At 70.5% G+C, this 21,318-nt stretch carries 24 protein-coding genes and 1 pseudogene; 17 read left to right on the top strand and 8 right to left on the bottom strand.

The features are described from left to right. Positions 1-80: 80 nt before the first annotated feature. The 11 genes from AC07SQ_RS07875 to AC07SQ_RS07825 all read left to right on the top strand — a co-directional run bounded on the left by AC07SQ_RS07875 (position 81) and on the right by AC07SQ_RS07825 (position 10,069). Positions 81-2,411 carry a heavy metal translocating P-type ATPase gene (locus tag AC07SQ_RS07875; RefSeq protein WP_495272206.1) on the top strand — a complete coding sequence of 777 codons (2,331 nt, stop codon included), beginning with the start codon at positions 81-83 and terminating at the stop codon, positions 2,409-2,411. Between the two features lies 1 nt (position 2,412). Further along, a complete protein-coding gene (gene ccoS, locus AC07SQ_RS07870; RefSeq protein ID WP_095948759.1) occupies positions 2,413-2,550 on the top strand; it encodes a cbb3-type cytochrome oxidase assembly protein CcoS in 138 nt (45 codons plus the stop codon). Between the two features lie 247 nt (positions 2,551-2,797). Beyond that, complete coding sequence (gene ccoN, locus AC07SQ_RS07865) at positions 2,798-4,240, top strand: cytochrome-c oxidase, cbb3-type subunit I (RefSeq protein WP_495272207.1); 1,443 nt, start codon at positions 2,798-2,800, stop codon at positions 4,238-4,240. 18 nt (positions 4,241-4,258) lie between these two features. After that, positions 4,259-4,903, top strand: a complete 645-nt coding sequence (gene ccoO / locus AC07SQ_RS07860) for a cytochrome-c oxidase, cbb3-type subunit II (protein WP_062481700.1) — start codon at positions 4,259-4,261, stop codon at positions 4,901-4,903. Positions 4,904-4,926: 23 nt separating this feature from the next. Then, positions 4,927-5,067 carry a cbb3-type cytochrome oxidase subunit 3 gene (locus AC07SQ_RS07855; protein WP_062481697.1) on the top strand — a complete coding sequence of 47 codons (141 nt, stop codon included), beginning with the start codon at positions 4,927-4,929 and terminating at the stop codon, positions 5,065-5,067. Positions 5,068-5,080: 13 nt separating this feature from the next. Beyond that, a complete protein-coding gene (ccoP, locus tag AC07SQ_RS07850) occupies positions 5,081-5,995 on the top strand; it encodes a cytochrome-c oxidase, cbb3-type subunit III (protein WP_495272208.1) in 915 nt (304 codons plus the stop codon). Continuing rightward, entirely contained in the window at positions 5,992-7,419 is a 1,428-nt protein-coding gene (gene ccoG / locus AC07SQ_RS07845; protein WP_495272209.1) for a cytochrome c oxidase accessory protein CcoG, read from the top strand. Before ccoP ends, ccoG begins: the two co-directional genes overlap by 4 nt. 11 nt (positions 7,420-7,430) lie before the next feature. Continuing rightward, complete coding sequence (locus AC07SQ_RS07840) at positions 7,431-7,721, top strand: FixH family protein (RefSeq protein ID WP_139702548.1); 291 nt, start codon at positions 7,431-7,433, stop codon at positions 7,719-7,721. Positions 7,722-7,726: 5 nt separating this feature from the next. Further along, entirely contained in the window at positions 7,727-7,960 is a 234-nt protein-coding gene (locus AC07SQ_RS07835; RefSeq protein ID WP_223301390.1) for a hypothetical protein, read from the top strand. Then, positions 7,957-9,363 carry an oxygen-independent coproporphyrinogen III oxidase gene (gene hemN, locus AC07SQ_RS07830; RefSeq protein ID WP_495272210.1) on the top strand — a complete coding sequence of 469 codons (1,407 nt, stop codon included), beginning with the start codon at positions 7,957-7,959 and terminating at the stop codon, positions 9,361-9,363. The genes AC07SQ_RS07835 and hemN overlap by 4 nt, the downstream gene beginning before the upstream one ends. A 4-nt stretch (positions 9,364-9,367) precedes the next feature. Next, positions 9,368-10,069, top strand: coding sequence for a sulfite exporter TauE/SafE family protein (locus AC07SQ_RS07825; RefSeq protein ID WP_495272211.1), 702 nt, complete (start codon positions 9,368-9,370; stop codon positions 10,067-10,069). A gap of 12 nt (positions 10,070-10,081) precedes the next feature. On the opposite strand, the gene AC07SQ_RS07820 is transcribed toward AC07SQ_RS07825, so the two are convergent. Continuing rightward, the gene (locus tag AC07SQ_RS07820) at positions 10,082-10,564 is read right to left on the bottom strand and encodes a Rossmann-fold NAD(P)-binding domain-containing protein (RefSeq protein WP_495272212.1); all 483 of its coding nucleotides are present in this window, start codon (positions 10,562-10,564) and stop codon (positions 10,082-10,084) included. 226 nt (positions 10,565-10,790) lie between these two features. Here AC07SQ_RS07820 and AC07SQ_RS07815 point away from each other — a divergent pair, with 226 nt between their 5' ends. After that, on the top strand, positions 10,791-11,552 hold the full coding sequence (locus AC07SQ_RS07815) for a Crp/Fnr family transcriptional regulator (protein ID WP_369645975.1): 762 nt from the start codon (positions 10,791-10,793) through the stop codon (positions 11,550-11,552). Between the two features lie 13 nt (positions 11,553-11,565). Here the strand turns inward: AC07SQ_RS07815 and AC07SQ_RS07810 are convergent, their stop codons facing one another. Continuing rightward, positions 11,566-13,680: a PAS domain S-box protein gene (locus AC07SQ_RS07810; protein WP_495272213.1), complete on the bottom strand. Its 2,115-nt coding sequence runs from the start codon at positions 13,678-13,680 to the stop codon at positions 11,566-11,568. Further along, the gene (locus AC07SQ_RS07805; RefSeq protein ID WP_070062099.1) at positions 13,673-14,398 is read right to left on the bottom strand and encodes a winged helix-turn-helix domain-containing protein; all 726 of its coding nucleotides are present in this window, start codon (positions 14,396-14,398) and stop codon (positions 13,673-13,675) included. Before AC07SQ_RS07805 ends, AC07SQ_RS07810 begins: the two co-directional genes overlap by 8 nt. Before the next feature lie 181 nt (positions 14,399-14,579). Here AC07SQ_RS07805 and AC07SQ_RS07800 point away from each other — a divergent pair, with 181 nt between their 5' ends. Beyond that, positions 14,580-15,764: a DesA family fatty acid desaturase gene (locus AC07SQ_RS07800; RefSeq protein WP_070062100.1), complete on the top strand. Its 1,185-nt coding sequence runs from the start codon at positions 14,580-14,582 to the stop codon at positions 15,762-15,764. A 21-nt stretch (positions 15,765-15,785) separates the two neighbouring features. Here AC07SQ_RS07800 and AC07SQ_RS07795 read toward each other — a convergent pair whose 3' ends face one another. Continuing rightward, entirely contained in the window at positions 15,786-16,310 is a 525-nt protein-coding gene (locus AC07SQ_RS07795; protein WP_495272214.1) for an OsmC family protein, read from the bottom strand. Positions 16,311-16,429: 119 nt separating this feature from the next. Beyond that, positions 16,430-16,942: a universal stress protein gene (locus AC07SQ_RS07790; RefSeq protein ID WP_492744522.1), complete on the bottom strand. Its 513-nt coding sequence runs from the start codon at positions 16,940-16,942 to the stop codon at positions 16,430-16,432. Between the two features lie 146 nt (positions 16,943-17,088). Here AC07SQ_RS07790 and AC07SQ_RS07785 point away from each other — a divergent pair, with 146 nt between their 5' ends. The 4 genes and pseudogenes from AC07SQ_RS07785 (at position 17,089) to AC07SQ_RS07770 (ending at position 19,298) form a co-directional block, all read left to right on the top strand. Next, positions 17,089-17,676 (top strand): hemerythrin domain-containing protein, encoded by a 588-nt coding sequence (locus AC07SQ_RS07785; RefSeq protein ID WP_159273080.1) that lies wholly within the window; start codon positions 17,089-17,091, stop codon positions 17,674-17,676. A gap of 65 nt (positions 17,677-17,741) precedes the next feature. Continuing rightward, a pseudogene (locus AC07SQ_RS07780) lies at positions 17,742-18,308 on the top strand (HD domain-containing protein); the annotation flags it as partial. 12 nt (positions 18,309-18,320) lie between these two features. Next, on the top strand, positions 18,321-18,827 hold the full coding sequence (locus AC07SQ_RS07775; RefSeq protein WP_495272237.1) for a GNAT family N-acetyltransferase: 507 nt from the start codon (positions 18,321-18,323) through the stop codon (positions 18,825-18,827). Positions 18,828-18,869: 42 nt separating this feature from the next. Next, on the top strand, positions 18,870-19,298 hold the full coding sequence (locus AC07SQ_RS07770) for a hypothetical protein (protein WP_062479965.1): 429 nt from the start codon (positions 18,870-18,872) through the stop codon (positions 19,296-19,298). Positions 19,299-19,337: 39 nt separating this feature from the next. Here the strand turns inward: AC07SQ_RS07770 and AC07SQ_RS07765 are convergent, their stop codons facing one another. The 3 genes from AC07SQ_RS07765 to AC07SQ_RS07755 form a co-directional block, all read right to left on the bottom strand. Next, positions 19,338-19,784, bottom strand: a complete 447-nt coding sequence (locus AC07SQ_RS07765; protein ID WP_062479963.1) for a universal stress protein — start codon at positions 19,782-19,784, stop codon at positions 19,338-19,340. Positions 19,785-19,887: 103 nt separating this feature from the next. Further along, the gene (locus tag AC07SQ_RS07760) at positions 19,888-20,433 is read right to left on the bottom strand and encodes an Rrf2 family transcriptional regulator (protein WP_307694935.1); all 546 of its coding nucleotides are present in this window, start codon (positions 20,431-20,433) and stop codon (positions 19,888-19,890) included. Between the two features lie 36 nt (positions 20,434-20,469). Then, a complete protein-coding gene (locus AC07SQ_RS07755) occupies positions 20,470-21,168 on the bottom strand; it encodes a Bax inhibitor-1/YccA family protein (RefSeq protein ID WP_341890989.1) in 699 nt (232 codons plus the stop codon). Between the last annotated feature and the right edge of the window lie 150 nt (positions 21,169-21,318).

Below are 21,318 nucleotides of genomic sequence, written 5' to 3'. Positions count from 1 at the left end.
GTCCTGCGCGGCCCCGGCCGCCGCAACGAACCTTGATGCAGATCAAACGCTTGCATCGGCAAGGCCCTTAGCCTGCCCCGATGCAAGCTTCCGCCGCGCTCGCGCCGTTCCCGTCCGTTCCGTCGTCCACGGGGGCTGACGCCCGCGCCGACGCCTGGCAGCTGCTCGACGACCCCGCCGAATGGGCCGCGTTCGGCCGCCCGCTGGAGGCCGGCACGGGCCGCTGGGAATCGCAGGTGGCGGTCGAAGGCATGCACTGCGCGGGCTGCGCCTTCACCGTCGAGGCCGCGCTGGCGCAGGTGCCCGGCGTGACCGAGGTGCAGGTGAACGCCGCGAGCCGGCGCGCGCGCGTCGTGTGGTCGGCCACGGCCACGCGGCCTTCGCGCTGGTTCGAGGCCAGCGCCCGCGCGGGCTACCCCCTGCTGCCGGCCGGCAGCCGCAGCGCGCGCGAGACGCGCACGCGCGAACTGCGCATGGCGCTGTGGCGCTGGCTGGTCGCGGGCTTTTGCATGATGCAGGTGATGATGTACGCCTACCCGGCCTACGTCGCGCGCCCCGGCGACATGACGGCCGATGCGGCGCAGCTGCTGCGCTGGGCCTCGTGGGTGCTCAGCCTGCCCGTGGTGCTGTTCTCGTGCGGGCCCTTCTTTCGCAGCGCCTGGCGCGACCTGCGCATCGGCCGCGTCGGCATGGACCTGCCCGTGACCTTCGGCGTGGTGATCACCTTCGTGGTCAGCACGGCCGCCACCTTCGACCCCACGGGGCCGCTGGGGCACGAGGTCTACTTCGACTCGCTGACGATGTTCGTCTTCTTCCTGCTCACCGGCCGTTGGCTCGAGGCACGGCTGCGCGACCGCACGGCCGGCGCGCTCGAGGCGCTGATGCACCGGCTGCCCGACAGTGTGGAGCGCCTCGGGCCCGACGGCGCATGGGCCCGCGTGGCCGTGCGCCGGCTCGCGGCGGGCGACGTGGTGCGCGTGCGCCCCGGCGAGGCCTTCCCGGCCGACGGCACGGTGATCGACGGCGACACCACCGCCGACGAGGCGCTGCTCACCGGCGAGTCGCGCCCCGTGCCGCGCCCCTGCGGCGACCGCGTGCTCGCGGGCAGCCACAACCTCTCGGCCGTGGTGCAGGTGCGCATCGCCTCGGTGGGCGAGGGCACGCGCTTCGCGCAGATCGTGCGGCTCATGGAAAACGCCGCGCTCGACAAGCCGCGCCTGGCCCGGCTCGCCGATCGCGTGGCGCGGCCCTTTCTCATCGCCGTGCTGGCCTGCGCGCTCGGCGCGGGCGCGCTGTGGTGGGCGGTCGATCCCGGCAAGGCGCTGATGGTCGCGGTGGCGGTGCTGATCGTCACCTGCCCGTGCGCGTTGTCGCTCGCCACGCCCGCCGCGATGCTCGCGAGCGCGGGCGCCCTGGCGCGCGGCGGCGTGCTCACCTCGAACCTGCAGGCGCTCGAAGCGCTGGCCGGCGTCGACACCGTGGTGTTCGACAAGACCGGCACGCTCACGGGCGACACGCCGCGCCTGGAGCGCGTGTACTGCCGACAGGGCCTGCGCCCCGGCGATGCGCTGGAGATCGGCGCGGCGCTCGCGGCGCTGTCGCTGCACCCGGCGGCGCGCGCGCTCGTCAACGCCTGGCAGGCGCAGTTCCGCGCGCCGCCGGCCTGGTCGGCGACGCAGCTGCGCGAGACGGTGGGGCAGGGCGTGGCGGCTTCGTTGCACCGGCGTGATGCGGTGGACGACCACGGCGCGCGCCCCGTGCGCCTGGGCTCGGCGGTCTTCTGCGAGGTGCCGCCGCTGCAGGTCGACGCGGCGCAGATCCACCTGAGCGACGACGAGGGCTGGCTCGCCAGCTTCGTGCTCGCCGAGGAGCTGCGCCCCGACGCTACGCAGGCCGTGACGGCGCTGCAGGCGCAGGGGCTGTCGGTGCGCCTGCTCTCGGGCGACCGCGAGAACGCGGCGCGTGCCATCGGCGCGCAGGCCGGCATCGCGGCGGTGCAGGGCGACTGCGCACCGGAAGACAAGCTCGAGGTGCTGTGGCAATTGCAGGCGGCCGGGCGCGAGGTGGCGATGGTCGGCGACGGCCTGAACGACGGCCCGAGCCTGGCGCGTGCCAATGCGTCGTTCGCCTTCGGCCAGGCCGTGCCGCTGTCGCGCGCGCGGGCCGACTTCGTGGTGCTCGGCGATGCGCTGCAGGCCATTCCCGCGGCAGTGGCGCAGGCGCGCCGCACGCTGCGCGTGGTGCGCCAGAACCTGTTCTGGGCCGCGGCCTACAACGCCGTGTGCGTGCCGCTGGCCGTGGCCGGCTGGCTGCCGCCCTGGCTCGCGGGTCTGGGCATGGCGGCGAGTTCGCTGCTCGTGGTGCTCAATGCGGCGCGGCTCGCTACGCCCGGTAAGGCTGCGGTGGCCTGAGATGGACGTGCTGTTCCTGCTCGTGCCGCTGTCGGTGGTGCTCGTTCTGGCGATCCTCGGAGGCCTCTGGTGGGCCATCGAGCGCGGCCAGTTCGAAGACATCGAGGTCGAAGGCGACCGCATCCTGAAGAATGACTAACCCCCAGGCTACGCGCACTTCGTGTCGCTTCGCCAACCCCCTTGCAGGGGGCACACCCTGCGGCCTGGCATAGCCAGTTCCGCGGGTGTTCTGGCACGGCCTGCTCCGCGGCCTTCGGCATCGTCCGAGCTCGTGTGCCGCCGTCGATACAAGCCGCAGTGGAGAACGGAGCGGGCTTGATCTGCATCAAGCCTGCCCGGGCGACGCGGGCAGACACTGCCCGCAAATCACATTCACGGGCACCACGATGCAGCAGACCACGCACCCTCCCGCGGCCATCTACGACGACACCGTCGTGCGGCAGTTCGCACTCATGTCGGTGGTCTGGGGGGTGGTCGGCATGCTGGTCGGCGTGATCATCGCCTCGCAGCTGACCTGGCCCGATCTCAACTTCGGCATTCCCTGGCTCAGCTACGGTCGCCTGCGTCCGCTGCACACCAACGCGGTGATCTTCGCGTTCGGCGGCTGCGCGCTCATGGCCACGAGCTTTCACGTCGTGCAGCGCACCTGCCAGGTGCGGCTGTTCGCGCCGGCGCTGGCCTCGTTCGTGTTCTGGGGCTGGCAGCTGGTGATCGTCGCCGCGGCCATCAGCCTGCCGCTGGGCTACACCAGCGGCAAGGAATACGCCGAGCTCGAATGGCCCATCGACATCCTGATCGCGGTGGTCTGGGTGGCCTACGCCATCGTGTTCTTCGGCACCATCGGCCTGCGCAAGGTGCGCCACATCTACGTGGCCAACTGGTTCTACGGCGCCTTCATCATCGCGGTGGCGCTGCTGCACATCGTCAACAGCGCGGCCATTCCGGCCGGCTGGATGAAGAGCTACTCGGCCTACGCCGGCGTGCAGGACGCGATGGTGCAGTGGTGGTACGGCCACAACGCCGTGGGCTTCTTCCTCACGGCCGGCTTCCTGGGAATGATGTACTACTACATCCCCAAGCAGGCGGGGCGCCCGGTGTACTCGTACCGGCTGTCGATCGTGCACTTCTGGGCGCTGATCTTCACCTACATGTGGGCCGGCCCGCACCACCTGCACTACACCGCGCTGCCCGACTGGACGCAGTCGCTGGGCATGGTGTTCTCGCTCATCCTTCTCGCGCCCAGCTGGGGCGGCATGATCAACGGCGTGATGACGCTCTCGGGCGCCTGGCACAAGCTGCGCACCGACCCGATCCTGCGCTTTCTGATCGTTGCGCTGTCGTTCTACGGCATGTCGACCTTCGAGGGTCCGATGATGTCCATCAAGACCGTCAACGCCCTGAGCCACTACACCGACTGGACCGTGGGCCACGTGCACTCCGGCGCGCTGGGCTGGGTGGGCTTCATCACCATGGGGTCGCTGTACTACCTGATCCCGCGCATGTACGGCCGCCTCGCCATGTACAGCGTGCGCGCCATCGACGTGCACTTCTGGATGGCCACCATCGGCATCGTGCTGTACATCGCCGCGATGTGGATCGCCGGCGTGATGCAGGGCCTCATGTGGCGCGAGATCAATGCCGACGGCACGCTGACCTACACCTTCGTCGAAAGCGTGAAGGCCACCTTCCCCTACTACCTGGTGCGCGTGATCGGCGGCGTGCTCTACCTGGGCGGCATGCTGGTCATGGCCTGGAACGTCTGGATGACCGTGATCACCGGGCGCTCGGTGCGCGCCGAGATCCCGGCCGTTGCCGCCGCCCACGCCTGAAGCCATTGAGGACGCACGATGAACGCACCTGACAACCAGAACTCCGCGCCCGCCGCCACCGGCTTCACGCACGAGAAGGTCGAGACCAACAACCTGCTGATGATCGTGCTGATCCTGCTGGTGGTGGCCATCGGCGGCCTCGTGGAGATCGTGCCGCTGTTCTTCCAGAAGTCGACCACCGAGGCCGTGGAGGGCGTGAAGCCGCTCACGCCGCTGCAACTGGCCGGCCGTGACGTCTACCTGCGCGAGGGTTGCTACAACTGCCACTCGCAGATGATCCGCCCCTTCCGCTCGGAGACGCTGCGCTACGGCCACTACTCGGTGGCCGGCGAGTTCGTGTACGACCACCCCTTCCAGTGGGGCAGCAAGCGCACCGGTCCCGACCTGCACCGCGTGGGCGGCAAGTACAGCGACGAGTGGCACCGCATCCACCTGAACAACCCGCGCGACCTCGTGCCCGAGTCGAACATGCCGGCCTACCCGTGGCTGGAGAAGGGGCTGGTCGACGCCGGCAGCATCGCCACCCGCATGCGCGCGCTGCGCACGGTGGGCGTGCCCTACACCGACGAAGAGATTGCCAAGGCCGCCGACGAGGTCGCCGGCAAGACCGACATGGACGCCACCGTGGCCTACCTGCAGTCGCTGGGCCTGGCGCTCAAGTAAGAAGAAAGAACAGGCAACGCCCCATGACCGACATCACCACCTTGCGCATCGCCGCCACCATCGCCTGCTTCGTCGTCTTCATCGGCATCGTGGCCTGGGCCTGTTCGCGCCGCAACACGCAGCGCTTCGCCGAAGCGGCCCGGTTGCCGTTCGAGCAGGACTGAAGGGAGCCCCACGATGAGCGATTTCATCAATAACTTCTGGTCCAGCTACGTGGCCGTGGCCTCGCTGCTGAGCATCCTGGGCTGCGTGCTGCTCCTGTGGCTCACGGCGCGCAAGCGCGTGCCCTCCGACGCCGACAACACCACCGGCCACGTGTGGGACGAAGACCTGCGCGAAGCCAACAACCCGCTGCCGCTGTGGTGGGTGGGCCTGTTCGTGCTGACCATCGTCTTCTCGCTCGGCTACCTGGCCGTGTTCCCGGGCCTGGGCAGCTTCCGCGGCACGAACGACTGGAGCTCGCGCGCCGAGTACCAGCAGGACGTGGCCAAGGCCACGCAGGCGCTGGCGCCGGTGTACGCGCGCTACGCGCCCATGCCCCTGGAGGAGGTCGCGCGCGACCCGCAGGCCCGCGCCATCGGCGAGCGCCTGTTCATGAACAACTGCGCGCAGTGCCACGGCTCCGACGCGCGCGGCAGCAAGGGCTTTCCCAACCTCACCGACGCCGACTGGCTGCACGGCGGCACGCCCGACAAGATCGTCGAGTCGATCACCAAGGGCCGCATCGGCACCATGCCGCCGGCCGCCGCGATGGTCGGCACGCCCGACGACGTGAAGAACGTCGCCAACTACGTGCTGAGCCTGTCGGGCGAGCCGCACGATTCGCTGCGCGCGGGCCTGGGCAAGCCCAAGTTCGCCGCCTGCGCGGCCTGCCACGGCATCGGCGGCGTGGGCAACGCCGCAATGGGTGCCCCGCGCCTGAACGACCGCATCTGGCTGCACGGCTACGGCGAGGCCGCCATCGTGCAGATCATCAACGAGGGCAAGCACAGCGCCATGCCCGCGCAGGAAGGGCGCCTGACCGAGGCCCAGATCAAGCTGCTGGCCTCCTACGTGTGGGGCATGTCCAACCCTGCGACCGGGACGCCATGACGCGAAAGACCGTCATCCCGATCGCGAGCGTGCCGCCCGCCGCGGCGCCGGAGGTCGGCCTGTACGAGGCGACGAAGAAGATCTACCCGCGCAGCGTGCAGGGCCTGTTCGCGCGCTGGCGCTGGGCCATGGTCTTTCTCACGCAGCTGGTGTTCTACGGCATGCCCTGGGTTGAATGGGGCGAGCGGCAGATGGTGCTGTTCGACCTGGCCGCGCGGCGCTTCTACATCTTCGGGCTGGTGCTGTACCCGCAGGACCTGATCTACCTGTCGGGCCTGCTGGTGATCAGCGCGCTCTCCCTCTTTCTCTTCACGGCCGTGGCCGGGCGCCTGTGGTGCGGCTACGCCTGCCCGCAGACCGTCTACACCGAGATGTTCCTGTGGGTGGAGCAGCGCATCGAAGGCAACCGCAGCGCGCGCATCCGGCTCGACGCCGGCGCGTTCTCGCTCGAGAAGCTGGTGAAGAAGGCCTTCAAGCACCTCGTCTGGATCGGCATTGCGCTGTGGACCGGCTTCACCTTCGTGGGCTACTTCACGCCCATCCGCGAGCTGGGCATGGCCTTCCTGCAAACGCAGATGGGCTCATGGGAGGTGTTCTGGGTGTTCTTCTACGGCTTTGCCACCTACGGCAACGCCGGCTTCATGCGCGAGCAGGTGTGCAAGTACATGTGCCCCTACGCGCGCTTCCAGAGCGCGATGTTCGACCGCGACACGCTCATCGTCAGCTACGACCCGCGGCGCGGCGAGCCGCGCGCGCCGCGCCGCAAGAACGTCGACCCGCGCAGCGCCGCCTTGGGCGATTGCATCGACTGCAGCCTGTGCGTGCAGGTGTGCCCCACCGGCATCGACATCCGCCAGGGCCTGCAGTACGAGTGCATCGGCTGCGGCCTGTGCGTGGACGCCTGCGACAGCGTGATGGACAAGATGGGCTACGCGCCGCGCCTCATCCGCTACGACACGCAGAACGGCATGGAGGCCGGCTGGTCGCGCCGCCAGCTGTGGCGCCGCGTGCTGCGCCCGCGCGTGCTGGTCTACACCGCATTGCTCGCGCTGCTGGTGGCGGGCCTGCTCGCCAGCCTGGTCGCGCGCACGCCGCTGAAGGTCGACGTGGTGCGCGACCGCGCCTCGCTGGCGCGCATCGTCGAGGGCGGGCGGCTGGAGAACGTCTACCGGCTGCAGATCATGAACGCGACCGAGCGCGCGCAGCACTACCGCATCGCCGCGCGCGGCATCGAGGGGTTGAGCGTGGCCTCGCCCGACGAGGCCATCGAGGTCGAGCCCGCGCAGGCGCGCTGGGTCGCGGTGCGGCTGCAGGTGCCCTACGGCGCCGCGCCGGCCGGCTCGCACACGGTGCACTTCGACATCCGGCAGGCGGATGGCGCGGCGCAGGTTTCCGAAAAAGCGGTCTTCCTGGTGCCGCGCTGAAAGGTCTTCCCATGAACGATGCCCTGCCGATGAACGTGCCCGCGACCTCCGGCCCCTGGTGGCGCTACCCGCTGGTCTGGCTGGTGATCGCGGGGCCCGCGGCCGTGGTGCTCGCGAGCATCGCGACCGTGTGGCTGGCGCTGCGCACCCCCGAGGTGCTGGTGTCGGAGGACTACTACCGCGAAGGCATCGAGATCAACCGCACGCTGGCCGACAAGAAGCGCATGCCGGCGCAGGCCGGGCGCAACCACGCGGCGACGCCCGAGGACGATGTGCCGGTGCCCCGGAGGGGCGCGCAGTGAGTGCCATGCGCCGCATCGCCGGCATCCTGTGGCCGTCGTTCCTCGTGGCCTGCGGCATGGAGGTGCTGGTGTTCGCGATGATCGATCCGATCCATTCGTACTGCGGCGCCGATGCGCTGCGCATGTCGCGCCAGGGCATCTACACCGTGTCCTTCTTCGTGTTCTGGCTGATGGCGGCGGCCTCGAGCGCGTGCACCACGCTGCTGGCGCTGCCGTCCGAGAAAGAGACTGCGTCATGAGCCTGCCCCTGGCCTGCGTTCCCGAGACCCCGTCCGTGCTGCCCGTCGAGCTGCTGCGCCGCTTCGACGTGCCCGGCCCGCGCTACACCTCGTACCCCACGGCCGACCGCTTCGTCGAGACCTTCGGCGCCGGCGACTACGCGCAGGCATTGCAGCTGCGGCGCGATGCGGACACGGCCGGCGAGCCACTGTCGCTGTACGTGCACATCCCGTTCTGCGAATCGCTGTGCTACTACTGCGCCTGCAACAAGGTCGTCACGAAGCACCGCGAGCGGGGACGAGAGTACCTCGATTACCTCGCGCGCGAAGTGGCGCTGCAGGTCGCGCAGCTCGGCCCTGGTGCGCCCGTCGGTCAGCTGCACCTGGGCGGCGGCACGCCGACCTTCCTGGACGACGAAGAACTGGGCGAACTGGTGGCCCTGCTGCGCCGTACGTTCGCGTTCGTGCCGGGCGGCGAGCAGTCGATCGAGATCGATCCGCGCACCGTCGATGCGAAGCGCCTCGCGGCGCTGGCCGCGCTCGGCTTCAACCGCCTGAGCTTCGGCGTGCAGGACTTCGACCCCGCCGTGCAGCAGGCCGTGCACCGCATCCAGCCGGCGGCGCAGGTCTTCGCGCTGATGGACACGGCGCGCGCACTGGGTTTCAAATCGATCAACGTCGACCTGATCTACGGCCTGCCTCGTCAGAACGATGCCTCGTTCGAGCGCACCCTCGCGCAGATCCGCGAACTGCGGCCCGACCGCATCGCGCTGTATGCCTACGCCCACCTGCCGGAGCGCTTCAAGCCGCAGCGGCGCATCGCGGCCGACGAGCTGCCCGACGCCCCCACGCGCGTGCGCATGCTCGGGCGCGCGATCGCAGCGCTCACCGAAGCCGGCTACGTCTACATCGGCATGGACCACTTCGCACTGCCCGACGACCCACTGGCCGTGGCCAAGCGCGAGGGGCGGCTGCACCGCGATTTCCAGGGCTACAGCACGCAGCCCGACGGCGACCTCGTCGCGCTCGGCGTGTCGGCCATCGGCCGCGTGGGCGCGACCTACAGCCAGAACGCGAAGACGCTGGAGGACTACTACGCGCTGCTCGACCAGGGCCGCCTGCCCGTGGTCAAGGGGCTCGTGCTGTCGGACGACGACGTGCTGCGCCGCGAGGTCATCATGGCGCTGATGTGCCGGGGTCGCGTGGACTTCGACGCCGTCGAGGCCGCGCACGGCATCGCCTTTGCGGATTACTTCGCCCCCGAGCGTGCCGCGCTGGTGCCGATGGCCGAGCAGGGGCTGGTGCGCCTGTCACCGCGCGCCATCGAGGTCACGGAGGCCGGCTGGTTCCTCGTGCGCGCCGTGGCGATGGTGTTCGACCGCTACTGCGCCGCGACGCGCACGCGCTTCTCGCGCGTGGTTTGATTCGATGGAATCCCCCGCACTCGCCGGCGCCGCACTGTTGATGGGGCTCGCGGGCGGGCCGCACTGCGTGGCGATGTGCGGCGCGGTGTCGTCCGCGGTGATCCGCATCGTGCCGGTGGGCGGGTTGTCACAGGGAACGCATGCCATCGCACCGATCGCCTTCCATCTCGGCCGCATGGCGAGCTACGCCGCCGCCGGCGCCATCGCCGCCGCGAGCCTGCACGGCCTGGGCGCAGCGAGCGCGCAGGTCGCGGCCTGGCGCCCGCTATGGGTGATGCTGCATGTGTTCGTGCTCGCCTGGGGCGTGGTGCTCGCCGTCGCGGGCCGCCAGCCGCTGTGGGCGCAGCGCGCCGGGCGTGCGCTCGAAGCACGCCTGCGGCCCATGGCCGGCAGCTCGCTGCTGGGCGTGCTCGCCACGGGCACGCTGTGGGTCGCGATGCCCTGCGGCCTGCTCTATTCGGCGCTGATGCTGGCCGCGTTGGGCAACGGGCCGCTCCAAGGTGCATCGACGATGGCGCTGTTCGCGGCGGGCAGCAGCGTGTCGCTGCTCGCTGCGCCGTGGCTGTGGCAGCGCTTGCGCGGGTGGGGCGACAGCGGCACGCGCCAGGCCTGGGGCGCGCGGCTGGCAGGGGTGTTGCTGGCAGCGGTGGCGCTGCAGGCGCTGTGGATGGACCTGAGCCACCGCATCGCCGATTGGTGCGGCTGAGGCGCTAATTCCTCAGGCGATGCTCTCGATCAGCAACGCCTGTAGCACGAAGCGCCGGTTGTCCGCTGCCGCCGTGCGTTCGCCGAGCAGGCCTGCGAGCGCGGCCGTGGGGTGGCTGTCGGCCGCTGCGCCGTCGTGCACCGGAATCCCCGCGTGCTGGCCGATCTGGCGCACCAGCGCGGCGTCGATGCCCTCGCAGGCGACGGCGTCGTAGAGCCGCCCGAGCATGCGCGCCGTGTGCTGCAGCTCCTGCACCGGCGTGTCGGTCGACAGGCTGGAGCGCATGGTCGCGACCTGCGCGCCCAGTTCCTCGGCGGCCTGGCGCAGCAGGGCGAGGGCGGCGCTGTCGCGGGTCTCGCTGAGCAGGCCGAGGTTCTTGCCGCGCAGCAGCCGCGGCGGCGCGGCGCCGTCGAGCGCGGCGCGCTGGAGCAGCCGGGCGCGGCCCAGCAGGCTGGCCTCTCTCTGGGGCGACAGCGCGGCGGTGGAAGGGTGCATGGCAAGGTTCGACATGTGTCTCGCGGAGGCTAGCCACCCCGGCCGCGCTGGCCTTGACGCACATCAAGGACCGCCCCGCTGTTACACGCCGGACACAGAGCATTCACCCGACGTTACGCACCGATGCGGGCCGTTGTCACTGCGGGGCCTCGCGCTTCCTAGCATCGAGACATCGCCTGATCGCAGGCAACGCCACACAAGACAGACAGAACGCCGAGGAATCCCCATGCTCACGAGTGCCCGCCCCAACCCCATCCTCCCGCTTCGGCCGCTGCCGGCAGCGGTGCACAAGGAAGACGCCGGCCGCCGCACGGCCGAGCGCCTGCGCCTGCTGGCCGAGCAGCTGCAACCGCAGCGCCGCATGGTGCACACGGGCGACGTGATCTACCAGGCCGGCGAGCGCTTCGGCAACCTCTACATCCTGAACTCGGGCTTCTTCAAGATCGTGAATCTCTCGGCCGATGGGCGCGAACAGGTCGTGGGCCTGAAGTTCCGCGGCGACTGGCTGGGCTTCGACGGCATCGCGGGCCAGCGCTACGTGTGCGACGCCGTGGCCATGGACACCGGCGAGGTCTGGGTCGTGCCTTACGAGTCGCTGCTGGCCGCCTGCACCACGCACCCCGCGCTGCTGCAGATGCTGCACGCCGCGATGAGCCGCGAGATCGCGCACGACCGCGATTCGCTGATGTCGGTGTGCACCTTGCCGGCCGACGCGCGCGTGGCCGACTTCCTGCGCTACTGGGCCGAGTCGCTGGCCGACCGCGGCATGCGCACCGACGAGATCACGCTGCGCATGACGCGCGCCGAGATCGGCAACTACCTGGGCATGACGCTCGAAAGCGTGAGCCGCGCACTCTCGCGGTTGGCGCGCGACAAGGTCATCGGCTTTGCCACCAAGGGCCGGCGCGAGGTGCAGATTCCCGACGTGGGCGCGCTCTCGGCCTTCGTGCAGCGCTGCCTGGCGCCGGCGCCCGCGATGCTTCAGTAGGAAGAGACGTCGTTCACTCGCGCGCAGCCAACAGCGCCCGCGCCATCGCGCGTGCCAGCTCGCTGCGCGAATACGGCTTGCGCAGCAGCTCCCAGCCCGGCGGCGCTTCGCGGTCGGCGTCGAGCAGCTCGGCCGAGAACCCCGACATCAGCAGCACCGCCAGCCGCGGTTGGCGTTGCACCGCCTCGGCGGCCAGCCGCGTGCCGCGCATGCCGGGGCCGAGCGCGATGTCGCTCAGCAGCAGGTCGAAGGGCGTGGCTTCGGCGGCCATGGAAGGCAGTGCCTGTTCGGCGTTGGCGGCGGTCGCGACTTCGCAGCCCAGCGTGGTCAGGAAGGTGTGGACCACCTGGCGCACCTCGGCGTCGTCTTCGACCAGCATCACGCGCAGGCCCGGTGCCAGCGTGGCTTCGGCTTCGATCTCGATCGGGTCTTCGTCGGCGGGCGCCGCAGCGCTCGCCGCATCGGCCTCGACCTGCGGCAGGTAGAGCGTGACGGTGGTGCCGGCGTTGAGCTTGCTGTCGATGGCGATGGCGCCGCGCGACTGCTTCACGAAGCCGTACACCGTGCTCAGGCCCAGGCCGGTGCCGCGCCCGGCTTCCTTGGTGGTGAAGAAGGGCTCGAAGAGGTGTTCCATGACCGCGTCGGTCATGCCGGTGCCGCTGTCGGCGATGGAGAGCGCGACAAAGCGGCGGCCGGCGTCGGCGTCGCTCAGTTCCTGGCGCACGGTGGCGGGCAGGGCGTCGCAGGCTTCGGCGCGAAAGTGCAGGCGCCCGCCCTCGGGCATGGCGTCGCGCGCGTTGATGGCGATGTTCAGCAGCGCCGATTCGAGCTGGCCCGGGTCGGCGCGCACGGCGGGGCAGGGGTCGTCGGCGTCGATCTCGATCTGGATGCGCTGGTCGAGCGTGCGGCGCAGCATGTCGGTGAGCGAGTGCAGCATCTGCCGCACGTCAACCGCGTCGGGCTGCAGCATCTGGCGCCGCGAGAAGGCCAGCAGCTTGCCCGTGAGCTCGGCGCCGCGCCGGCTGGCGCGCGCGGCGGCGGCCACGAGCTGCTGCGCGTAGCCGTCGGCCGCGAGCTGCGGCAGCTCTTCGAGCACCTGCAGGTTGCCCTGGATGATGGTCAGCAGGTTGTTGAAGTCGTGCGCGATGCCGCCGGTGAGCTGGCCCACGCTCTCCAGGCGCTGCGCGTGGTTCAGCGCCTCCTCGGTCTGCACGCGCTGCAGGCTGGTGGCCAGCAGGCTGGCCACCGATTCGAGAAAGCGGATCTCCTCGTCGCCGAAGCGCCGCGCGGCGGTGGCGCGCACCGACAGCATGCCGGTCACGCGGCCCCGGTCGGACAGCGGCACGGCCAGCGCGCTGACCAGCCCGGCCTCGAGGTAGGCGGGCGGCACGGTGAAGCGACGCTCCTCGCGGTAGTCGGTCACGACGACGGGGCAGCCCTGCGAGAGCACGTAGCCGGGCTGCGTGTCGGGCCGGTTGGCGATGCGCAGGCCGACGCTCTCGTCGGCGACCAGGCCCACGCCGCTGGCCAGGCGGAACTCGCGCTGGGTGCCGTCGAGCAGCCACACCATGGCCACCTCGACCTGCAGCGCGGTCGCGACGATGTCGGGCACCTGCGCCAGCACCACCTGCAGGTCGCGCGTGTCGACCGCCAGCCGGCCCAGCTGTGCCAGGTGTTCGCTGTAGCGCGCGCGCTGCAGCGCCTGCTTCACGCGCGGGTAGGCGCCGATGTCGCGGATCGCGGCCACCACGAAGGGCAGGCCCTGGTTCTGCAGCGGGCTCAGCGCGATCTCGACCATCACCTCGCTGCCGTCCTTGCGCTTGGCGACGAGCTCCATGTCGGTGCCCATCGGGCGCGGGCGCGGCGCGCGGCCGTAGGCTTCGCGAAACGCGGCGTGGCGTGGGCGGATGCTGTCGGGCACCAGCGCTTCCACGCTCAGGCCCACGAGCTCGTCGGCCGCGTAGCCGAGCATGGCGGCGGCCGAGGGGTTGGCCAGCACGATGCGGCCCGACTGGTCCACCACCAGCAGCGAATCGGGGTAGGCGGCGAACAGCGAGCGGAACACGCTGCCTTCCTCGACGCCCGAGGGCAGGCCGGGGATGGAGGGTGGTGTTGTGCCGTCAGCCATGCGTGACCGGCGGCACGAGGATGTAGCCCGCGCCGCGCACCGACTTGATGAGCTGCGGATCGTCGGCGTTGGCCTCGATCTTCTTGCGCAGCCGGCCGACCTGCACGTCGATCGTGCGGTCGAAAGGGGCGGCCTCGCGACCGCGCGTCTGCTCGAGCAGGAAGTCGCGCGAGAGCACGCGGCCCGGGTGCCGCGCGAAGGCGCACAGTAGGTCGAACTCGCCGGTGGTCAGCGCCACGGCCTCGCCCTGCGCGTTGCTGAGGCTGCGCGCGGCGGTGTCCAGGCGCCAGCCGGCGAAGCGCAGGCGCTCGGGCGGCGTGGGCGCGGCGGCCGCTGCCGACGCGTCGGGCGTCAGGCGCCGCAGCACGGCCTTGACGCGCGCCGCCAGCTCGCGCAGGTCGAAGGGCTTGGTCACGTAGTCGTCGGCGCCCACTTCGAGGCCCACCACCTTGTCCACCGGGTCGCCGCGGCCGGTGACGATCACGAGGCCGCAGCGCCAGTTCTCGCGCATGTGGCGGGCGATGGAAAAACCGTCTTCGCCGGGCAGGCCGAGGTCCAGCAGCACGAGGTCGGCCGGGTCGGCGGCCATGAGCGAGCGCAGCGCCGCGCCGTCGTGGATCTGGGTGACGCGATAGCCGTGGCCCTGGAGGTAGTTGGCCAGCAGCAGCGTGATGTCGACCTCGTCGTCGAGCACCGCGATGTGGGGGGCAGAAGTCATGCGGGGGCTGGGAGAAAAAACGCCGGCGCCACGGGGAAGGGCGCAGGGAGCCGGGAAGCGTAGCACGCAAGGCGCGGCTGCGGCAGCCGCAGCGCCCGCCGTTGATCTGGCGCAAGGCATGCGGGCGGGGCGCTTCCGAGAATCGCGCCCGTTGTCCACAGGGTCCAGAAGGTACGAACGAATGGCATCTTTTCTTTTCTCGGGCGCGCTCGATCTCCCGTGGTGGGGCGTGCTGCTGGCCGCGCTGGCGCTGACGCACGTCACCATCGCCTCGGTCACCATCTTCCTGCACCGCCACCAGGCGCACCGCGCGCTCGACCTGCACCCCATCGCCAGCCATTTCTTCCGCTTCTGGCTCTGGATGACCACGGGCATGGTCACCAAGCAATGGGCCGCGGTGCACCGCAAGCACCACGCCAAGTGCGACACGCCCGACGACCCGCACAGCCCGCAGGTGGTGGGCCTGAAGCGCGTGCTGTGGGGCGGCGTGCTGCTGTACGTGGCCGAGGCGCGCAACCCCGAGACGCTCAGCCGCTATGGCCACGGCACGCCCGACGACTGGCTCGAGCGGCGGCTGTACACGCGCTACCAGACGCTGGGCATCACCTGCATGGGCCTGATCGACATGGCGCTGTTCGGCGTGCTGCCGGGCGCGCTGGTGCTGCTCGTGCAGATCGCGTGGATTCCGTTCTGGGCCGCCGGCGTGGTCAACGGCATCGGCCACTTCTGGGGCTACCGCAACTGGCCTGCGTCGGACGCGAGCACGAACATCTTTCCCATCGGCCTGCTGATCGGCGGCGAGGAGCTGCACAACAACCACCACGCGTTCCCGACCTCGGCCAAGCTGTCGAACAAGTGGTTCGAGTTCGACATCGGCTGGGTCTACATCCGCGCGCTGCAGGCGCTGGGGCTGGCGAAGGTGAAGCACCTGGCGCCGAAGCCGCGCCTCACCACGCCGCGCGCCACCGTCGACCTGCTCACGGTGCAGGCGGTGATCCGGCACCACTACGACGTGCTGTCGAACTACTCGCGCTCGCTGAAGCAGGCCTGCACCGAGGAGCTGGCGCGGGTGCATGCGCTCGCGCCGAACAAGGCACGCGCACTGCGCGCCGCGCGGCCCTGGCTCGGCAAGGAAGAAAAGGCGCTCGACGCCACGCGCCATGCGCAGCTCACGCAGGCGCTGGTGGCTTCGCAGGCACTGGAAACGATGTACGCGATGCGGCGCGAGCTGACCGCGCTGTGGAGCCGCTCGGGCGCCACCGGCGAACAGCTCGTGAAGCGGCTGCAGGACTGGTGCGAGCGCGCCGAAGCCAGCGGCATCGCACCGCTGGCGGCCTTTGCGGTGCGGCTGCGTTCCTACGCCTGAGGACGGTCTTCGCGGGTGCCGTCAGGCCGGCCCGACCTGCACCGCCACATCGAGCGGCACGGCCCGGCGCAGCGCACTGCCCACCGGGGAGTGGGCCTCGGCCCAGTGCACCAGGTCGCGCAACGCCTGCTCCGGCACGCCCTCCGCGGCGATCCGCACCGCGACGTGCATGCGGCTGGGGCCGGCGGGCACGGAGGCCGGCTCGCCGAGCAGGCCGCGGCTGTCCGACTGGCTGCCGACGACCACTTCGAGCGTCGTCAACGCGATGCCGAGCTGGGCGGCCCGCATGGCGATCACGGTTGTTTCGCAACTCGCCAGGGCGGCGCGCATGAACCAGCCGGGCGATGGCGCTTCAGCCTTGCCTCCGATGGCCTTCGGCATGTCGGTCGCGATGGATTCCCCCGTGGGCCCGGTCACGCGAAAGTGCAGGCCCGACACCAGCGTGGCCGTGGCCGGCTTGTCCTGGGTCAGTGCGTCCTGGGGATGCGTCGCGAAGTGGCTCGCGAGGGTGTCCATGGACTGCCGGATGTGCTGGGGTGAGCTCATGACGCTGCTCCTTGAAACGGGGAACGGGCGGGCGGTTCTTGCGCGAAAGAAGCCGCGAGCGGAGCAGGCCATTCTGGGCGCGGTGCCGGGCCCCGTCAAACCGGCGGCGGGCGGGCGGCCTACTGGTTCGCGACCTGTCCGTCCGGCAGGCTGAAGCGCTCGGACTCCACCTTGGCCGCGGCTTCGGGCGCGCGGATCAGCAGCACCGGCACGGGCGCCACCCGCAGGATGTGCTCCGCGCTGCTGCCCATGGCCCAGCGGCTCAGGCCGCGCCGGCCGTGCGTGCCGAGCACGATCAGGTCGGCCTTCGAATCGACGGCCTCGGTCACCACCTGGTCGTGGACCGCGCCGGCCTTGAAGCCGTCGCGCAGCACGACCTCGGCCTCGACGCCCGCTTCCTGCGCCTGGGCGCGGGCCTTCTCGAGCAGCGTCACGGCGTTGGCGCGCAGCGCCCCGAGCCAGTCGCCCGAATGGCCGACGTAGACGTCCATGCCGAGCGCGAACGAGAGCTCGTCCAGGATGTGGACGATGCGCAGGCGGCCGCCGGTGAGCCGGGCCAGGCGGATGGCTTCGGCCAGGCCTTCGGCGGAGGTGGAACTGCCGTCGACGGGAACCAGGATGCGTTGGTACATGGTGTGGAACCTCCAGGGTGCGTTGATGAGAAAGAGGAGATGCCATGCCAGTCTGTGCCTGGCTGCATGCACGGGCCTTGATCTGGAACAAGCCTGGGCCGCCTCGGGCTTGCGACCCTTGGGGCCTTCGAAAGAAGGAGACCCTCATGACCCATGCCGCCGTCCGGATCATTCGCCAGGAGCACGCCGCGCTGGCGGCCATGCTGCGTTCCATCGTGATGCTGCTCGACCAGCACCGCCGCAAGGGCACGATGCCCGACTTCGCGACGCTGCGCGCGATGCTGTTCTACGTGGACGAGTTTCCCGAGAAGCGTCACCACCCGAAGGAGACCGAGCTGCTCTTTCCCCGGCTGCGCGCCTGCACGCCGATCTCGCGCGACCTGATGGACAAGCTCGACAACGACCATGCCTGGGGCGAGCGCAAGATCCGCCACGTCGAGCACGCGCTGCTCGCCTTCGAGATGCTCGGTGAGCCGCGCCGCCTGGCCTTCGAGCAGGCGATGAACGAGTACGTGAGCTTCTACCTGGAGCACATGGCGCACGAGGAGCGAGAGATCCTGCCGCTGGCCGAGCGCGTGCTCAGTGCCGACGACTGGCGCGAACTCGACGCGGCCTTCGGTGAGAACCGCGACCTGTTCTCCAACCACCCCGCGCCCGACGAGGTGTATGCGTCGCTCTTCACGCGCATCGTCAACGCGGTGCCCGCGCCGATCGGGCTGGGGCCGGCGCTGTAACGACGGCCCGCGTCCGGATCGCGTAGGCTCGGCCTGACACCCTTCAGGACGAACGAGACGGCGAGATGGACATCGATCAGATCAGGGGAAGGCTGGACTTCCTTCGCGAGGCCGAGCGCCTCAAGAGCGTGCTGCGCAGCGCGCACACGGCCTCGGGCCGCACCGAGAGCACGGCCGAGCACAGCTGGCGCCTGTGCCTGATGGCCATGGCCTTCGAGGACGAGCTGGCCGACCTGGACCTGCTCAAGGTGCTGAAGATGTGCGTGGTGCACGACCTGGGCGAGGCGATCCACGGCGACATTCCCGCCATCGTGCAGGCCGCGCACCCCGACAAGAGCGCGCAGGAGCGCGAAGACCTGCAGATGCTCACGCGCACGCTCGATGCGCCGCTGCGCGCGGGCATCCTCGCACTGTGGGACGAGTACGAGAAAGCCGAGACGCCCGAAGCGCAGGCGGTCAAGGCGCTCGACAAGCTCGAGACCCTGCTGCAGCACAACCAGGGCGCGAACCCGCCGGACTTCGACTACGAATTCAATCTCGGCTACGGCCAGAAGCACACCGGCAGCCGGCCGCTGTTCCGCGCCATGCGGGCGTTGGTGGATGCCGACACGCAGAAGAAGGTGGAGGCCGCGCGGCGGGCGCAGGTGGGGCCGGCGGTGCGCCCCGAGCAAGCGGGCGACGAGGCCGCGATCCGGCAACTGACGGTGGCGGCCTTTGCCGGCGCGGCGCATGCCGACGGCACCGAGCACCTCATCGTCGACGCCCTGCGCGCCGCCGGGCGGCTCACGCTGTCGCTCGTGGCCGAAGACGGCGGCGAGATCGTCGGCCACGTCGCGGTGTCGCCGGTGGCGGTTTCCGACGGCACGACCGACTGGCATGGCCTGGGGCCGATCTCGGTGGCGCCCGCGCGCCAGGGGCAGGGCATCGGCCGGCTGCTGATGGACGCGGCGCTGGCGGGCCTGCGCGACGCCGGCGCGCAAGGCTGCGTGCTGCTGGGCGACCCGGCTTTCTATGGCCGCTTCGGCTTCGTCGTGCGGCCCGGCCTGGTGTTGCCGGGCGTGCCGCCGGAATACTTTCAGGCCGTGTCGTTCCACGGCGCGTGGCCGGTCGGCGAGGTGCGGTACCACGCGGCGTTCGGCGTCGGTGCCTGACGCACGGACCGGGGGCGCAAGGCGTTCATAATCGCCCCCGTCATGCCTGCCCGCCACCTGCCTTCGGACACTGCCCATGCGCCGCGCGTGAAGCGCGCGCAGACCTCGGTGTCCGCGCGTTCCGCGACCCCCGAACCCCCCCGCCGCCGCATCCATGACGGTGGTGCGTCCCGCAGCCTTGCGGGCTTCACCGCGATGGAGAGCAGCGCACCGGCCCGCGCGCCGTCTGCGGCGCGACCGCGCAACTGGCGCACGACCCTGCTGGGTGTGGCGCTCGGGCTGGTGATCGCGATGCTGTTGCTGATGAAGTGGCTGCTCGACTACCAGGTCGATGCCGCGCAGGCGCGCCACGCGCAGGAAGCCCAGGCGCGCACGCAGGCCGCGCGCTGCTTCGGCCGCGATGCCGGGCCGTCGTGCCCGCCGGCCGGCCGCACGGTCGTCGAAACCGTCGAGTCGGCCGCCACGCGATAACGCCCGCGCACCGCGCGCGCGGTGCCGGGTTCGTTCAGTTCAGCGCAGCACCAGCACCGGAATGTGCGAATGCGTCAGCACGTGCAGCGTCTCGCTGCCCAGCAGCAGCCGGGCCAGGCTGCGGCGCCCGTGCGAGGCCATCACGATCAGGTCGCAGTCCTGGTTCTTGGCGGCGTGGATGATGGCCTCGGCCACCTGGTTCGACTTCATGACCACCGCGTCGGCGCGGCGCACGCCCTTGGCCAGGGCGGTGTCGCGCACCGCATCGGCCACGCGCTGGGCCGCCTGCTCGACGTGTTTCTGGTTGGCCTCGAAATCCGTCTGGTTCAGCAGCATCGAGCCTTCGAAATAGCCATAGGGCTGGATGTGCGCGACGTTGACGCTCACCAGCTCGGCGCCGGTCAGCAACGCGAGGTCGATGGCCGCGGCCACCGCCTTGTCCGACAGCGAAGAGCCGTCGGTTGCGACGAGAACACGCTTGTACATGGCAGGCTCCTTGGCCCCCGGCACCGCGGGTGCCCTCACTGCCCAGTCTAGGTCGCGGGGCCCGGTCTTTCAAGGCGCGGCGCAGCGGCCGCGCCGATCGCCGTCAGCTGCTCGTGCTGTGGCGCCGGCCCAGTGCGAACACCGAGTTCGGTGCGTCGACCACGAAGGGCTTGCGCACCGGCGAGCCGACCACGGCCGTGGTGCGGCGGGCGGCCGCGCTGGTGGCGGGCTGCACGCCCTTGGCCTTCTGTTCGTCGACCAGGCTCTGCAGCGAGATCGAGCGCAGGAACTCGACGGCGCGCAGGTTCACGGAGGCCCACAGGTCGTCGATCTCGCAGCGGCCCGGTTCGTCGGCCGAGCCGGCGGCGCGCGGGCGGATCTTGCTGGCACCCAGGTCCTCGATGGTGAGCACGATGTCGGCCACCGTGATCTCCGTGGCCTTGCGGCTGAGCGAGTAGCCGCCGCCGGGGCCGCGGGTGGATTCGACCAGCCCGTTGCGGCGCAGCTTGGCGAACAGCAGTTCCAGGTACGAGAGCGAGACCTGCTGGCGCAGGCTGATCGAGGCCAGCGTGACGGGGCCCGAGCGGCCGTGCAGGGCGATGTCGATCATCGCGGTGACCGCGAAGCGGCCCTTGGTGGTGAGGCGCATGGTGCTTTCCTTCCTTGTCTTGTCGTTCTGGCGCGCTTACTCGTCCCGGCCGCCCGCGATGCCCAGCAGGGCCAGCAGCGACTGGAACACGTTGTAGAGGCTCAGGTACACGCCCAGCGTGGCCGAGATGTAGTTGGTTTCCAGGCCGTCCTTCACGCGCTTCAGGTCGTGCAGGATGAAGGCCGAGAAGATGCCGATGGCGGCGACCGACAGCGTCATCATCAGCGCGCTCGACTGGATGAAGACGTTGGCGATGCCCACCACCAGCAGGCCGATGGCGCCCACGAAGAGCCACTTGCCCATGGCCGAGATGTCGCGCTTGATGACCGTCGAGAGCATGGCCATGCCCAGGAAGATGCCGCCGGTGCCGGCGAAGGCGGTCATCACCAGGCTGGCGCCGTTGGACAGGCCGAGCACGCTGCCGACCAGGCGCGACAGCATCAGACCCATGAAGAAGGTGAAGGCCAGCAGCACGGGCACGCCGGCGGCGGAGTTCTTGGTCTTCTCGATGGCGTACATGAAGCCGAAGGCGCCGCCGAGGAACACCATGATGCCGATGCCGGGCGACAGGGCGCGCGTGAGGCCGGTGGCCACGCCGAGCCAGGCGCCCAGCACGGTGGGCACCATCGACAGCGCGAGCAGCCAGTAGGTGTTGCGCAGAACGCGGTTGCGTTCCTGGACCGAGGCCAACGGTGCGCCGAAGCTGGAGGGGTAGGCCGATTGGCTGGAGTTCATCGAAAAATCCTGAAAAAGAGAGAAGGCCGGACGGGTCGCATGACACGTGCGGCGGGGCCGTCGAACGGCTGAAAAGAAGGGGCAGGGGCGTCGCGCTAAACAGGCGACGGGCCGGATCGGATGAGCGCAAACGCCCGGACTGTTTCAGTC

It is taken from the genome of Variovorax sp. GW821-FHT06D12 (assembly GCF_059419205.1).
The sequence above is the reverse complement of the archived record's forward strand: the minus strand, read 5'-3'. Positions and strand labels throughout refer to the sequence as shown.

What these genes read in the sequence shown, in the direction of transcription:
- AC07SQ_RS07875 (WP_495272206.1), top strand. Translation starts at nt 81, where the DNA reads ATGCAAGCTTCCGCCGCGCTCGCGCCGTTCCCGTCCGTTCCGTCGTCC.
- ccoS (WP_095948759.1), top strand. Translation starts at nt 2,413, where the DNA reads ATGGACGTGCTGTTCCTGCTCGTGCCGCTGTCGGTGGTGCTCGTTCTG.
- ccoN (WP_495272207.1), top strand. Translation starts at nt 2,798, where the DNA reads ATGCAGCAGACCACGCACCCTCCCGCGGCCATCTACGACGACACCGTC.
- ccoO (WP_062481700.1), top strand. Translation starts at nt 4,259, where the DNA reads ATGAACGCACCTGACAACCAGAACTCCGCGCCCGCCGCCACCGGCTTC.
- AC07SQ_RS07855 (WP_062481697.1), top strand. Translation starts at nt 4,927, where the DNA reads ATGACCGACATCACCACCTTGCGCATCGCCGCCACCATCGCCTGCTTC.
- ccoP (WP_495272208.1), top strand. Translation starts at nt 5,081, where the DNA reads ATGAGCGATTTCATCAATAACTTCTGGTCCAGCTACGTGGCCGTGGCC.
- ccoG (WP_495272209.1), top strand. Translation starts at nt 5,992, where the DNA reads ATGACGCGAAAGACCGTCATCCCGATCGCGAGCGTGCCGCCCGCCGCG.
- AC07SQ_RS07840 (WP_139702548.1), top strand. Translation starts at nt 7,431, where the DNA reads ATGAACGATGCCCTGCCGATGAACGTGCCCGCGACCTCCGGCCCCTGG.
- AC07SQ_RS07835 (WP_223301390.1), top strand. Translation starts at nt 7,727, where the DNA reads ATGCGCCGCATCGCCGGCATCCTGTGGCCGTCGTTCCTCGTGGCCTGC.
- hemN (WP_495272210.1), top strand. Translation starts at nt 7,957, where the DNA reads ATGAGCCTGCCCCTGGCCTGCGTTCCCGAGACCCCGTCCGTGCTGCCC.
- AC07SQ_RS07825 (WP_495272211.1), top strand. Translation starts at nt 9,368, where the DNA reads ATGGAATCCCCCGCACTCGCCGGCGCCGCACTGTTGATGGGGCTCGCG.
- AC07SQ_RS07820 (WP_495272212.1), bottom strand. Translation starts at nt 10,564, where the DNA reads ATGCACCCTTCCACCGCCGCGCTGTCGCCCCAGAGAGAGGCCAGCCTG.
- AC07SQ_RS07815 (WP_369645975.1), top strand. Translation starts at nt 10,791, where the DNA reads ATGCTCACGAGTGCCCGCCCCAACCCCATCCTCCCGCTTCGGCCGCTG.
- AC07SQ_RS07810 (WP_495272213.1), bottom strand. Translation starts at nt 13,680, where the DNA reads ATGGCTGACGGCACAACACCACCCTCCATCCCCGGCCTGCCCTCGGGC.
- AC07SQ_RS07805 (WP_070062099.1), bottom strand. Translation starts at nt 14,398, where the DNA reads ATGACTTCTGCCCCCCACATCGCGGTGCTCGACGACGAGGTCGACATC.
- AC07SQ_RS07800 (WP_070062100.1), top strand. Translation starts at nt 14,580, where the DNA reads ATGGCATCTTTTCTTTTCTCGGGCGCGCTCGATCTCCCGTGGTGGGGC.
- AC07SQ_RS07795 (WP_495272214.1), bottom strand. Translation starts at nt 16,310, where the DNA reads ATGAGCTCACCCCAGCACATCCGGCAGTCCATGGACACCCTCGCGAGC.
- AC07SQ_RS07790 (WP_492744522.1), bottom strand. Translation starts at nt 16,942, where the DNA reads ATGTACCAACGCATCCTGGTTCCCGTCGACGGCAGTTCCACCTCCGCC.
- AC07SQ_RS07785 (WP_159273080.1), top strand. Translation starts at nt 17,089, where the DNA reads ATGACCCATGCCGCCGTCCGGATCATTCGCCAGGAGCACGCCGCGCTG.
- AC07SQ_RS07770 (WP_062479965.1), top strand. Translation starts at nt 18,870, where the DNA reads ATGCCTGCCCGCCACCTGCCTTCGGACACTGCCCATGCGCCGCGCGTG.
- AC07SQ_RS07765 (WP_062479963.1), bottom strand. Translation starts at nt 19,784, where the DNA reads ATGTACAAGCGTGTTCTCGTCGCAACCGACGGCTCTTCGCTGTCGGAC.
- AC07SQ_RS07760 (WP_307694935.1), bottom strand. Translation starts at nt 20,433, where the DNA reads ATGCGCCTCACCACCAAGGGCCGCTTCGCGGTCACCGCGATGATCGAC.
- AC07SQ_RS07755 (WP_341890989.1), bottom strand. Translation starts at nt 21,168, where the DNA reads ATGAACTCCAGCCAATCGGCCTACCCCTCCAGCTTCGGCGCACCGTTG.